The sequence below is a fragment of the Stenotrophomonas sp. P5_A8 genome (assembly GCF_056400545.1).
Genome location: NZ_JBFULB010000043.1, coordinates 22,782 through 36,017, shown reverse-complemented (window position 1 = coordinate 36,017; position 13,236 = coordinate 22,782). Strand labels below are relative to the sequence as shown.

General features: G+C 66.5%; 8 protein-coding genes. 2 read left to right on the top strand and 6 right to left on the bottom strand.

The features are described 5' to 3' along the window. Together AC1DQP_RS05325 and AC1DQP_RS05320 are read left to right on the top strand one after the other, a co-directional pair. A partial coding sequence (locus AC1DQP_RS05325; protein WP_478051215.1) for a penicillin-binding protein 1A occupies positions 1 to 2,013 on the top strand: 2,013 nt, incomplete at its 5' end. A 271-nt stretch (positions 2,014 to 2,284) separates the two neighbouring features. After that, positions 2,285 to 2,935: a hypothetical protein gene (locus AC1DQP_RS05320; protein ID WP_457319168.1), complete on the top strand. Its 651-nt coding sequence runs from the start codon at positions 2,285 to 2,287 to the stop codon at positions 2,933 to 2,935. 155 nt (positions 2,936 to 3,090) lie between these two features. On the opposite strand, the gene AC1DQP_RS05315 is transcribed toward AC1DQP_RS05320, so the two are convergent. From AC1DQP_RS05315 to AC1DQP_RS05290, 6 genes are all read right to left on the bottom strand, one after another. After that, entirely contained in the window at positions 3,091 to 3,897 is an 807-nt protein-coding gene (locus AC1DQP_RS05315) for a hypothetical protein (RefSeq protein ID WP_457319169.1), read from the bottom strand. Further along, a complete protein-coding gene (locus AC1DQP_RS05310; protein WP_457319170.1) occupies positions 3,888 to 4,328 on the bottom strand; it encodes a hypothetical protein in 441 nt (146 codons plus the stop codon). The genes AC1DQP_RS05315 and AC1DQP_RS05310 overlap by 10 nt, the downstream gene beginning before the upstream one ends. 64 nt (positions 4,329 to 4,392) lie before the next feature. Continuing rightward, complete coding sequence (locus tag AC1DQP_RS05305) at positions 4,393 to 8,586, bottom strand: ESPR-type extended signal peptide-containing protein (protein ID WP_478051214.1); 4,194 nt, start codon at positions 8,584 to 8,586, stop codon at positions 4,393 to 4,395. A gap of 68 nt (positions 8,587 to 8,654) precedes the next feature. Continuing rightward, entirely contained in the window at positions 8,655 to 9,350 is a 696-nt protein-coding gene (locus AC1DQP_RS05300) for a pilus assembly protein (RefSeq protein ID WP_478051213.1), read from the bottom strand. 16 nt (positions 9,351 to 9,366) lie between these two features. Further along, positions 9,367 to 10,497 (bottom strand): CfaE/CblD family pilus tip adhesin, encoded by a 1,131-nt coding sequence (locus AC1DQP_RS05295; RefSeq protein WP_478051212.1) that lies wholly within the window; start codon positions 10,495 to 10,497, stop codon positions 9,367 to 9,369. Continuing rightward, positions 10,494 to 13,214, bottom strand: coding sequence for a TcfC E-set like domain-containing protein (locus AC1DQP_RS05290; protein ID WP_478051211.1), 2,721 nt, complete (start codon positions 13,212 to 13,214; stop codon positions 10,494 to 10,496). Before AC1DQP_RS05290 ends, AC1DQP_RS05295 begins: the two co-directional genes overlap by 4 nt. Positions 13,215 to 13,236: the final 22 nt, after the last annotated feature.

Below are 13,236 nucleotides of genomic sequence, written 5' to 3'. Positions count from 1 at the left end.
GAGTACAGCTACACCCGCAAGCTGGCCGAGATCCTGCTGGCGCGCAAGATCGAGTCCGAGCTGAGCAAGGACGAGATCTTCGAGCTGTACCTGAACAAGAGTTTCTTCGGCAACCGCGCCTACGGCGTCGCCGCCGCGGCCGAGTTCTACTACGGCAAGAAGCTGGGCGAGCTGGACCTGGATGAGATGGCCTCGCTGGCCGGCATCCCGAAGTTCCCCTCCTCCGGCAACCCGATCAGCAACCCCGAACGCGCCCGTGAGCGCCGCGACTTCTATGTGCTGCAGCGCATGGCCAGCCTGGGCTTCATCAGCCAGGCCGAGGCAGACGCGGCCAAGGCGGTGCCGATGCACGCCAGCGCGCACGAGCCGCCGGTGCAGGTCGAAGCCCCTTACGTGGCCGAGCTGGTCCGCCAGGAAATGATCGCGCGCTTCGGCGGCGACGTGGTCAACAAGGGCTACCACGTCACCACCACCATCAACGCCGAGCTGCAGGCTGCGGCCAACGTCGCGGTGGGCAATGGCCTGCGCGTGTACGACCATCGCCACGGCTGGCACGGTGTGGAACAGCACTTCGACGTTCCCGCCGATGCAGACGCCAAGGCGCTGGCCGCCAAGCTGGTAGGTATCCCGTCCCAGTCCGGGCTGCTGCCGGCAATCGTGGCCTCCACTGCCGCCGATGGCAGCGCCACGGTGGTGCTGGCCAACCGCAACGAACTGGTCCTGCCGGTCGCGGCCAGCCGGTGGGTCAACAAGGCCCCGGCCAAGCTGCTGACCCGGGGCGACCTGGTCCGCGTGCGCGCCGGCGAGAAGGAAGGCGAGTGGTTGATCGACCAGATTCCGCGCGGCCAGTCCGCACTGGTCTCGCTGGATGCCGACAGTGGCGCATTGAAGGCGCTGGTCGGCGGCTTCAGCTTCTCCGGCAACAAGTTCAACCGCGCCACCCAGGCGCGCCGCCAGCCGGGTTCCAGCTTCAAGCCCTTCATCTACGCGGCCGCCTTCGACAAGGGCTTCAACCCGGCCTCGATCGTGCTCGACGCCCCGGTGGTGTTCCGCGACCGTCGCGGCAAGACCTGGTCGCCGCAGAACGACGGCGGCGGCTTCCGTGGCCCCATGCGCCTGCGTGAAGCGCTGGTGCAGTCGCGCAACCTGGTCTCAGTGCGCCTGCTCGATGGCATGGGCGTGGACTACGCGCGCAAGTACATCAGCGAATTCGGCTTCGCCGAGGCCGAACTGCCGCCGAACCTGTCCATGTCGCTGGGCACCGCGTCGCTGACCCCGCTGTCGGTGGCGCGGGGCTACGCGGTGTTCGCCAACGGCGGTTCGCGCGTGGATACCTGGGTGATCGACCAGGTCACCGACCGCGACGGCACCCTGGTGTTCAAGGAAAACCCGGCCATGGCCTGCCGCGAGTGCGCCGGCACCAGTGGCGGCGCCCCGGTCAGCCAGGTCGTGGACGGCTTCAACTTCGGCGCGGCCGCTGCGCCGGCACCGGCGGCCACTGCGGCGGCCAAGCCGCAGCAGCCGATCGAGGCGCCCAAGCCGGTCAACCCGGATGCCAAGGTGGCCCCGCGCGCGATCGACGCCCGTACCGCCTATCAGCTGGTGTCGATGATGCGCGACGTGGTCCAGCGCGGTACCGGTACGGCGGCCAAGGTGCTCGGTCGCGAGGACGTGGGCGGCAAGACCGGTTCCACCAACGATCACCGCGATGCCTGGTTCTCCGGCTTCGGCGGGCCCTACGCCACTACCGTGTGGGTGGGCCGCGACGACTTCCGCTCGCTGGGCTACCGCGAATACGGCGGCAAGGCGGCACTGCCGATCTGGATCGACTACATGCGCGTGGCGTTGAAGGACACCCCGATCGCCAAGAATGACCCGCCCTCGGGCATGGTCCAGGCCACCCTCAACGGCGCGACCGAATGGGTCAAGGTGGAGGACATGGACAAGATCGAAGAGTTCAACGTGGATACCCACGTGCAGCAGGCGGACGACGCCGCGTTCGATATCTTCTGATCGCCCGTGCCGGGTACGCCGGCACCAGGAACGAACACAGGCCGGGCATTGCCCGGCCTTTTTTGTTCGCCGGCCGCGCTTCGTCCGCGCCATCACCCCGGTAGAGCCACCCCATGGGTGGCTGCACGCATTCCCTGATCGCAGGTAGAGCCACCCCATGGGTGGCTGCACGCACTCCCTGATCGCAGGCACAGCCACCCACGGGGTGGCTCTACCCGGTTGTCACATCGCCGGTGTACATTGCCGTGCAGGTCGCCAAGGAGTTCCGGTCATGCATCGAGCCCGTCAGCATGCAGCCACCCAGACCCGCGAGCGTCGCCACCGGCTCGCCCACGAAGCGGCCCGGCTGATGGCCGAAGGCGGGATCCGCGACTACCACCAGGCCAAGCTCAAGGCCGCCGCCCGGCTGGATATCCACGACGACGCCTCGCTACCGCGTAATGCGGAGATCGAAGACGCGTTGCGCGAGTACCAGCGTCTGTTCGCCGGTGCCGACCACGGCAGCCAACTGCGCCAGCGCCGCGAAGCCGCGCTGCGCGCCATGGAGTTTCTGCGGGAGTTTTCCCCGCGCCTGTGCGGGCCAGTCCTGGAGGGCACGGCCGATGCCAACAGCCCCGTGCAGCTGCAGGTGCACAGCGACGATGCCGATGCGGTGCAACGTTACTTCGACGAACACGGCATCCCGGCCGAATCGCGTACGCGCCGCCTGCGTTTGGACCGCGAACGCGCGCTGGACGTGCCGGTCTGGGTGTTCAGCGCCGAAGACCTGACCTTCGACATCGCGGTGCTGCCGTACGACGCACTGCGTCAGCCACCCTTGTCCGCTATTGATGAGAAGCCAATGCGGCGGGCGTCGGCGGCGCAGCTTCGCGAGGTGTTGGCCGCGGCGGAGATCGCCGGGTACGTGACCACACGCGTGTAAGGCGTGCAGTAAAACAGCCGCCAACCCTCACCTGCCCCGAAGGCTCACTCGAGGGTGTGGGCCTTCAGCAGGGTGCAGAGCGCTCAGGATGATTTCCCAATCCGTCTCCCGGGCATTCCCACCGTACGACTACGTGCGCCTGCCGCTGCCACGCTTCATATCCAACCCAACAGCCGTCTCGCCTGTTCGCTGAGCGGCAGCTTTCCGTAAAGGTGATCCAGGAAAACCGGATGGTCGTGAGAGTAGGAGGTCGTCGGGAATCCGACGGTGTCGGCGATTGCGCGCTCCAGCACGTCCCATTCCAGCGTATGTGCCACTTCGGGGGCACCGAACGCCACGCCTTGGTCTGCATCGGATTTCAGGGCCTCCAAGGTGAGCCGCTGCCGGCCACGCCGCGGCAGGTGGCGAGCGAACATCAGCTCGGAAAGCACCCACGGTGCCCCCGCATGGCGACCATCCTCCACGCATGTGCGTAGTCCTGCGGCCTCGCCCTCCAGGTGCAGGAACAGCTCGCAGCCATCGATCAGCCGCTGCAGGGCGGCATTGAACACCATATGCAGGCTGGCCGACGTCCGTACCACGCGGTGATAGTGAAAGTGATGCGTGCCGGGTGAGTTCCCGCGCGCCGAGAGTGACTCGTCCAACTCCTGCTGCACGGTGTAGGCGTTTAGCCACAGGCACGAGTCGACGAACACCGTCAGCCCCAGCTGTTCAAGGATCACCGCCAGCTGCAGCACCTGTTCTCGATCACCGCGCCCATGCGACAGGAACACGTCGGGCTGGAACGCGGGTGCCACGGCCTGCTGCACAGACTCCGCATCCAGTAAGGTACTGCTGTCCATCAGGTAGGCGGCAACGGCCCGCCACGTTGCATGGCACCGCTCCTGGTACGCGGCAGTGGCCGGCGCATCCACCTTCAGCCCGGCGCCATTGAAATTGCGTACGCGCAGCTTCAGCAGCATCGTGATGCCTCCCGTACCACCTGGTAGACCAGCACAACGCCGGCCACCAGCGGCAGATGAAAGGCCAACACGGTCGGGCGGCACAGCACTTTCAGCAACGGCTCGCGCACCGCCGCCAAACGGGCTGCATCGACACGGTAGGAAAGCACCTGGGCCAGGGGCGCATCGCAGGCCGTGTTGTACAACTGCACGAAGGCGCGCTCCCGCTGCAGGAAGAACGCATGAAAGCCCATGAACAGCACGGCGGGCAACACGAACAGCGCCCAATGGAAGGGCGCCTGCTGGCCTACCGCGCGGGCCAGCAGCGCGATCAGCACTGCCACGCTGCCTGCCTTCATCGCCACGGCGCTGTTGGCCAGACGGGCAATGACGCCCTGAAGAATATTCAGATAGCCCAGCCGCCAGGCGATCTGGTTACCGATGGTGTCCATCGCGCTCCCCTTTTCATTGCACAGTGGGCAGGGCTCCCGACGGTGCCCTGCCCTGCACTGCGCGTTACCAACCGATGCCAACACCCAGGCCAACGCTCTGCTCACCGCTGTTGGTGAACGCGCCGTTGAGGCTGAAGGTGGCCGAGCCCTTCTCGTTGAGCACCCGCTGGTAGCCCACGGCCATGGCCGATTCGCCATCGCTGTAGCCCACGCCAGCACCGAGCCGGTTGTAGGTGGCCAGGCCGGCGGTATTCATGGCCATCGCGCTCTGCGCGCTGTTCATCGCCGCCAGCCGGTTGAAGCGCTTGTCCATCTTGTCCAGGCGCTGTTCGACCCCTTTGATCGCGTCATCGGTGTACTCGTTGGCGCGGGCGAGCATCTTCTCCAGATCGGCGGTGCTGACCTGCGGCGTGGGGGTGGGTGCATGGGCGGGTGCGTCCGCCTTGGCCGGCTTGCCGACGTCGTCGGCACTGGCGATGCGAGCACCCCCGTCAGAGGCGGCCTCCGGCGTACCCGATACCGCACCACTGCCTTCCTCCGCAGCCACGGGCGGCGTAGGCGCACTGGCGGTCGCCATTGCGCGACCTTGCAGCGGGGTGTCAACGCGCTGTTCCAGGCCATCGATGCGGCCATCCAGGCGCTGCTCCATGGCATGCAGCTGGCCGCCGTTGACCGCGTCGCGGCTGCCGGGTGCGATCAGACCGTTGGCCACGTTGCCGAGCACCATGCCGTTGGGGCCGGCCAGGTTGAGCTGGTTGAGACCGTCAGTGCGGGTGGAACGGGTTTCCTGGAAGGCCGAGCGGAGCTGGTTCTCCACCCTGTCAACGCGGGTGCCTGTGGTGGTCACGGCACCGTCGAGCACTGCTAGTGCATCGGCGACCGTTTTTTGCGTGCCCCCTTGCAGGTTATAAGTAGGACTGATGATGTTGCCATTTACATCTACGCCTGCATTACCCCCAAGCAAGGCTAGAGACTCATCAAGCTGTGCAATCGTGCTTGTGTCTTCTGCATCTCGACCGCGGGCCACGTTCACAATGCGCCGCTTCTTCGTCAGGTTTCCAACAGAAACAACATTCTCTTCAGTCGCCGTTGAGTCTCCCCCAAGCGCAACTGAGTTCTCCGCTCCAATCTCCACTCTGGAATAACCGCCAAGTGCGGTTCCACTCTTGCTCAGAACTGTAGAGCCAGTTCCAAGCGCGAATCCATTGTCCGCAGCCCCGTCCACGAACGCCGCTCGACCCAGCGCGACTGAGCTCCTTGCTCTTGCCCTTGCATAAGCGCCGACCGCCGTAGCACCATTGGTCTCCTCACCTGCCTCTGCGCTATCGCCAATAGCAACGGAGAACTCACCTGCTTTTGCAGAAGAGCTCTCTTCATCAAAGTCCACAGCAACAAACCGCCCGTCGCTTTCCATCAAGGAAACTCGATGATTGGTGGCAAACAACTGCCCACCATTAACCGCGTCCGTGCTCGCCGCTGAGCTCGCATCTCCCGCCGCCAGTCCACGTACACGACCGCCATTCATATCAATGCTGCCATCCGCGGCAAACTTCACCACGCCGTCCAGATCGGGATCGAAGTTCTCGAATTCGGTGCGCAACTCATCCAGGTCGCGGCGGTTGTCTGTGATGCGCCCATCCTGCCCGGACAGCTGCGAGGAGTGCGTCGCCAGTACCCCTTCATGGGCCGTCACTTTCTGCTGGGTGCCAAACAACTGCTTGCCTGTAACCGCGTCGGTACTGGTCGCACTCAGGGTGCCATCCGCCACGCCACTCAGTTTGCGCGCTGCATTGGACTTGTTGCGCAGGTCCAGCGTGGTGCCGGTGTTCTGAGCACCCAAGCGCAGGTTCCCGCTGGCTGACACCTGGCTGACCAGGCCTTCCAGAGCCGTCGCACGGGTTACGACTCCGTCCGCCGTTCGCTGTGCGGCGGTCGCTGCGGCTTGCGCCGTGGTCGCCGTGTTCTGCGCCGCGGTCACGTTGGTGTTGGTGGCATTGAGCTGCTTGCCCGTAACCGCTTCGGTACTGGCGGCACTGAGAGTGCCGTCAGCCACGCCGCTCAGTTTGCGTGCCGCGTTCGACCTGTTGCGGACGTCCAGGACGGTACCGGTGTTCTGCCCACCCAGGCGCAGATCGCCGGTCGCCGACACCTGGCTGACCATGCCTTCCAGTGCCGTCGTACGCGTCACTACCCCGTCCGCCGTTCGCTGTGCAGCGGTCGCGGTGGTCTGTGCTGTCGCAGCAGCGCTGTGTGCTGCCGTCACGCTGGTGTTGGTAGCCGCGAGCTGCTTGCCGGTCACCGCCTCAGTGCTGGTGGCGCTCAGCGTTGCATCGGCCACGCCGCTGATCTTGCGGTTGGCGTTGGATTTGTTGCGCACATCCAGCGTCGTGCCCGTGTTCTGCGCGCCAAGACGCACAGTGCCAGCGACTGCTGTCTGGCTGACCAAGCCCTCCAATGCGGTTGCGCGGGTGGTCAAGGCATCGGCCGTGCGCTGGGCCGCACCCGCTGCAGTCTGCGCGCTGGTGGCGGTGCTCTGTGCGGCGCCGACGAGGGTGTTGGTCGCGTGCAGTTGGCTGCCGGTGACCGCATCGGTACTGCCCGCGCCGATGGTGCCGTCCGCCACGTACTGGATCTTGCGCTTCCCGCTGGCGTTACCCACAGAAACCGAATTGTCCGAAGCGGTGACAGAGCCGGCGCCCAAGGCCACCGCATTGCCATGGGTGGCACTGCTGCGATCGCCCAGTGCCAGCGCACTGCCCCCGCCTGCCTTGGCCAGGTTGCCCAATGCCGTGGCGTAGGTGCCGGTGGCGACCGCCTCGCGGCCGACCGCCGTGGCCTGGTTGGCGGTCGCCTGCGCGCTGAAGCCCAGCGCCGTGGCGTGCGTCCCCTGCGCCTTGGCCGAGGTGCCGCTGGCCAATGCGCCGGTTCCGGTGGCGGTGGCTTTGTTGGCCGCCGTCATGGCGGTGCCGGTGGCCGTGGTGTTGGCCGCCACCGTCGCCTTGGCCGCAGCCCCATCGGCAGCGGTCTTGGCTGCCGTAGCGGTGCTGGTGGCCGTACTCACGGCCTGGTTGGTGGCGTGCAGCTGTTGCCCGGTCACCGCATCGGTACTGGTGGCGCTCAACACGCCGTTGTCGATGTTCTGGATGCGGCGCTTGGTTCCATTCCGGTTGGCCACGTCCAGCACGGTGCCAGTGTTGGAACCGCCGACACGGATCGTGCTGCTGGTTGACGTCTGCGTGACCAGCGAGGCACCAGCCAGAGCGCGATCTGCGGTGGATTTTGCTGTATTGGCGGTGGTGCGGGCCGCGTTTGCAGTGGTCGTGGCAGCCGCCAGTCGTTCATTGGTGGCATTGAGTTGCCGGCCAGTCACCGCGTCAGAGCTCGATGCGTTCAGCACGCCGTCTGCAACGTTCACAATGCGGCGTTTGGTCAGGTAATTGCCGACGGAGACGGTGTCGACTTCAGTTGCGCTCGATCCTCGTCCAAGCGCCACTGCACCGCGCGCTACGGCCAAGGCTTCGTAGCCGAGCGCCAATCCATCGAATTCGGCGCGCGAGTCGCCACCTACTGCAATGGCGCCTGTCCAGCCGCTGCTGCCTGCATAGGCATCACCCCCAATGGCGATTTTGGAGATGCCCGCCCCATCATGGGTCTTGGAGCCGCTGCCAACGGCGACGGAGTTTTCGGTGTACGCCTTCGAGCCGTTGCCAAGGGCCGTCGTCCCCAGCCCATTGGCGATGGCGCGAGCCCCCACCGCGGTGCCATAGCCACCGTTGGTCGCGCTGGCGAAGTAGCCGACGACCGTGCTGTTCTGGCCATAGCCTTCAGCAAAGTTGCCCACGGTTACACCACCGGCACCGTTTGCCCGGCTCTTGATCCCCGCGGTAAAGCTTCCGTGGCCGTTCGCACCGGCCTCACCGCCCAGCGCCATGGTTTCTTCGGCGGTCACCAAGCTCCAGTTTGCAGCAGAGGTATTCCCATACACCGACCCCTTGATCACGCCCATGACCACGGCATTGCCGGACGGGGCCACCGATATGGCGTGGAAGGCACTCAACACCTGGCGTTCCCACCACTCAGCGTCGTCGTCAGCGACTTCGACCGCCGCAGCGGTCATTGGGGCCAGACCCAGCAATGCGATCAGCGCCGCGCTTCGGCCTGACACCTGCGCACGCTTTCCACGCACCGAAGCCAACTCACTGGCAACGACCCAGCACTGCAGGGCGGTGGACCAGACACGGCGATAGATTTTGTTCATGAGAACTCCTTGGGGAACGAAACGAGATGGGAACCGCCCGGCATTGCGCAGCAGGCAGGTGTGGGGATTCAGGGCGTGAGGGTCTGCACGTGCTCACGATTGCCATCGCGCGTGAGCCGGTAGCGCAGCTGTACGGTGTGGCCCGGCTGCATGGCGAACGGCAGCGGCAATGCGCTGCCGGGATACAGGCTGCGCGACAGCTCGTGCGCGGTGCATTGGCTGCCGTCGCAGTCGGCGATGCTGGTGATGCCCAAGCGCAGCGTGCCGGCGTTGCGCAGCTGGTCGCCTTGCACGCGAATGTCCACCGTGCCGTCGACGGGCAATACGTTCACCAACGCCCCCCATACAAGGTTCACGCCAATGCTGGCCTGGGCGCCCTCGCCCTCGGCCTGGTCGCGTTCGTCCGGACCGCGTACCCCTTCGAAGTAGATGCGGTAGGCGGTTTCGGCCTGCACGGGCTGCAGCGGGATCACACGGATCAGGCGGTTGCCACCGCCAGCCAAGGCAAACTTGCCCGGCGTGACCGCGATGGCCGCTTCGCCGGGATCGACGTCGACCTCATGCTCCTGCTCGCCGGCGGCGTCAACGATACGTCGCACGGAAGTCTGGATGTACTGCGGCTGGGTAGACTGGGAATAGATGCGGATCTGCGTACTGCGCTTGCCATCGACCGACGCGCGCATCGGGTGCACGGTGAGATTGGCGTGTGCAGGTGCCGCCAGCAGCAGCGACAGGGACAACAGAACAACGGCTGGAATTTTCATGGAAGCTCCTGGAAGGTCAGGGCGTGACCGTGGGGACGCGCAGCTCCACCTGCAGCTCGCCGAAGTAGGTGCCGGCCTGCTGGGTGGAAATGGGGACGCGCGGAATATCGAAGGTGATCGGCGTGGGCACGCAGAACACCGGTTGGCTCATGCCGGGTAACAACACCAGACGCAGCAGTGCGGTATCGATGCCATGCAGCTGTTGCTCCACGCCGTTGGGCATGGGCACCGGGGCGCCGTTGTGGTCCAGGGTGACGGTGTAATCCAGGCGACGGGTGTCGTCGCTGCCACCATCGGTATGCCAGAGCGAATAGCCACTGGGACCGGGCGGCTTGCCACTGCGGTCACGCACGGTGACGCCGAGGTACTGCGCCTGGGAGCCGAGTCCGTCGTAGAGACACATCTCGAGTGAGGTGCGGCCGCCTACCGTCCGCTGTATAGGGTCGTAATCGGAGTTGAGCTGAACCAGGGGGGTGACGTGGTGGAAGGCCGGAAAGTAGATTGAGACGGCGTTGCGGTCGGTGATGGTCAGATCAAACGTGAAGCGATACGTCGCGACCGCCGGCCCCGCCAGTTGGTCATGCAACGCAAGAATAAGTTCAGCATCCCAGTGTCCGGCTACAAGCCTGGACATCTCCTCCACCGGTATCAGCAGACCAGCTCTGGTTCCAACGGAAGATTCGCCACCGCAGTCATCTTTGGCTGCAATCCATGGTGGACGAATGGGGTCGAGCCAGTAGGAGCCGCATATGCGCGTCTCCATGCCTCGATTGATCCAGCCTTTCACTGAGAAGTTTGTACGCAGACCCGAGCGCCGCTCTGTGGCCTGTACCTCGATCATTGCTGAACCGGTAGCGACAGTTGCAACGCCCGTGACCGGGCAAGCGCCCACCCTCGGATCAGTTGACGAGGCACACGTGAGGTGGAGCTGGCCATACTTCAGAGACTTATCCGCGCTGTATCCGAGGACAACTTCAGGCACCCAAAGGTCGATTTCCCCCGGCATCGCAGACCGATCCCACGACATCACAATGTTCTGCGTCGCACTCACCGGATGCGTCTCCGGCGGCCGCTGCCCCCACGCCTTCGGCATCACCCCCAACAGCGCCATCAGCAGCATCACGGCCCACACGCCGTGCCGGTTCATGGCGTACCTCCCGCAGAGGCCGTCTGCGGCGTCGCCGCCATCAGGGCGTGCTCCTGCAGCAAGCGGGTTACCCGCGCCTGCTGGATCTCGGCCGGCAGCTGCGCCACACCCAGCGGCTCGCACTGCACGGTGCCCACCAGCATCACCACGCTGCGTCGCTCACGCACCTGCAGCGGGCACTGCAGCAGGTGGTCCTTCTGCAGCAGGTACAAGGTGCGTTCGCGGCGCGGGAAGTCGGCCACGAAGCCACCGTTGCTGCCGGTGCCCGGCACCGGCGCATTGAGAATGCGGGCGCCGCCCAAGGGCAGCCCGGCGATGTCGCGCGCGTTGCCGATGAAGGTGTAGGTCACCTCGATCGGCACCGGCAGATGCATCAGCCGGCCCGGCGGCAGGAAGACCGGGCGCGCGCCGCCCACGCCGGTCACGCGGATGGCGGCATCGCTGTTCAGCGCGCTGGCGTCCTGCACTTCGGCGCGGTGGCTCTGGTAGGCCGGCAGCGGCAACAGGCGGCGCTCGCCAAGTGCCAGCCGTTGCCGGCGCAGGCCGCCCACCTGCAGTTCGGCGGCGACGCCGGTCAGTTCCAGGTCGTCGGTGTCGTCCACCTGCACCGCCAAGCCGGCCTCGGCCCCCAGCCCGCCGCCCCAGTAGAAGCCGTGCCGGCCCAGCGCCAGCCCGGAGCTGTGGGTGGCGCTGTAGGCCATCTCGGTGCGGCCGCGCTGCTGGTAGTGCGCCACGGTGCCGCCGGTGTGGCCGATGCTGTTCTGCAGTTGCGCGCTGAGCGCGGCACTGTAGCGGCCGCTGTTGTTGCCGCGCAGGTCTACGGTGGCCTCGCGGTACTGCGCCTCCACGTCCTGGCGCAGGGTTTGCCCGGCGCTGTAGTTGATCTCCGGGCGCGCATGCTGCGGCTGTCGCACGTCCAGGCTGTAGCGGCGCTGCGAGGTGCCGCGGTCGCCGCGCTGCAGGCGGGTCAGGCTGAGGTTGAGGAAAATGCCGCGGTCCCGCCCGTCGCGCAGGCTGCTGCGGCTCTGCTGCTGCCATACACCGATGCGGGTGGACACGCTGAACTCCTGCCAGCGCTGCACGCGGCTGTAGCTGGCCTGCCAGGTGCGGGTGAGGCTGGGCTCGCGGCTGTAGCGCTGCTCCCACGGCGGCAGCAGCGGGTCCAGTGCGGCCAACGGGTCGTCGACGTCCCCTGCCAGCAGCCGCCCGCGGCTCCAGGTCTGCCGCCGGGTATAGGCCACATAGGCGCTGCCACCGCCGAGCGGCAGCGCCATCGAGGCACTGAGTGAATCGGCACAGCCCAGCCGGTCGCGCGCGTCGTCCTCGAACTGGCACGCCTTGCCGCGCATGCGCTGCTGGTACAGGTTCCAGGACGCGCGGCGGCGGTACGACACCTGATGCTGCTGGCCGGTGCTGCCATCACTGCCCTGAAGGCCACTGAATGTGGCGCGGACATCCTGGGTAGCGAAGGCGTGGCGCAGGTCCACGCGCAGCTCCCCGTAGCTGACGCCGCCGAGGTCGGCGGCACCGGCAGTGACTGCGGCGGCGCGTCCAAGCGGCACGCGCAGGCCGGCCATGGCCGCCCTCTCGCCGTCGAAACGGTCACTGCGGCGCTCGTTGCGGCGGCCGCCCTGCAGGAACCACTGCACGCTGCTGTTGGTCCAGTCGCCGCCCTTGTCGAACGGTGCCGCTTCGCTGCGCACCAGCACGCCATCTTCGTAGATGCGCAGGGTCACGCTGTAGCTGCCGAACGGGAAGCGGCGGGTGTCGAGCTGGTTGATGCCCGCTTGGAGGTAGAAGGTCTGCAGCAGGCGCTCGCCGTCGAAGGCATCCACGCGCGCATCGCGCGCCAGCAGCACGGTCAGCGGCAGGGCCTGCACGGCGGCCTCGGTGTCCACGTAGGCCTGGGTGGTGCCCACGCGCAGGCCGGCAAAACGGTCCATCGGCAGCAGGCTGAAACTGAAGGTGCCGCCCTGTGGGCTGGACAGGTTGCGGCGGTCCATGCGCCCGGCCTGCAGGTAGTGCTGCTGGCCCAGGTCATGGCGGTAGTAGGCGTTGTCGAACTGGAAATCCTGGCGGCGCCGGCTGCCGCGGTACTGCTGGCTGTTGAAGTTCCAGTCCACCGCGATATGGCCACGCTGCAGCACACCCAGCGCGCCGGCGCCTTGGGCAGTGAGCGCCTGGTAGCCACGGCCGCCACTGAAGTTGACGGTCTGCTGGTGCAGGAACGCGCTCTCCGCGTTGCTGCTGATCTGGTGGAAGCGATCAGCGGCCGGTTCGGCGCTGATCCACTGGCGGGCAACGAACAGGCGCACCGCGCCTTCGCCTTCATCGTAAAGGGCACGCACGGTGTTGGGGTCCTCGGGTGGCTCGAGATAACCGCAGCCCGCGCTGCCTCCGCCATAGCGGCAGGCCAGATGGCTGTTGCGCGGCAGCGGCTGGGAAAGCGCGGGCAGCAACGCAGCTTGGGCCTCGTCGGAGAGGTCCAGTGCCTGCAGCACGCGCGCCGGATCTTCCAGTTGCACGCTTTCCAGGGTGACCCGCACGGGCGACAGACCCGCCGTGCGCCCGAACAGGCGTACATCGAGCTGCTCGGTCTGGCCGGCAACCAGGTCTTCAAAACCGACGGGGACGCCGCGTGCCGCGACCAGGGGGGTGGCCAACGACAAGGCGAGCGCGACCGCCAGCCGGGTCAGGGCAGGTGCGGTAGCTTTCATGGGGAGCGTTGCCTGAGGCCGC

Excerpts from the sequence above, each read along its gene's own strand:
- AC1DQP_RS05320 (WP_457319168.1), top strand. The coding sequence starts at position 2,285 with ATGCATCGAGCCCGTCAGCATGCAGCCACCCAGACCCGCGAGCGTCGC.
- AC1DQP_RS05315 (WP_457319169.1), bottom strand. The coding sequence starts at position 3,897 with ATGCTGCTGAAGCTGCGCGTACGCAATTTCAATGGCGCCGGGCTGAAG.
- AC1DQP_RS05310 (WP_457319170.1), bottom strand. The coding sequence starts at position 4,328 with ATGGACACCATCGGTAACCAGATCGCCTGGCGGCTGGGCTATCTGAAT.
- AC1DQP_RS05305 (WP_478051214.1), bottom strand. The coding sequence starts at position 8,586 with ATGAACAAAATCTATCGCCGTGTCTGGTCCACCGCCCTGCAGTGCTGG.
- AC1DQP_RS05300 (WP_478051213.1), bottom strand. The coding sequence starts at position 9,350 with ATGAAAATTCCAGCCGTTGTTCTGTTGTCCCTGTCGCTGCTGCTGGCG.
- AC1DQP_RS05295 (WP_478051212.1), bottom strand. The coding sequence starts at position 10,497 with ATGAACCGGCACGGCGTGTGGGCCGTGATGCTGCTGATGGCGCTGTTG.
- AC1DQP_RS05290 (WP_478051211.1), bottom strand. The coding sequence starts at position 13,214 with ATGAAAGCTACCGCACCTGCCCTGACCCGGCTGGCGGTCGCGCTCGCC.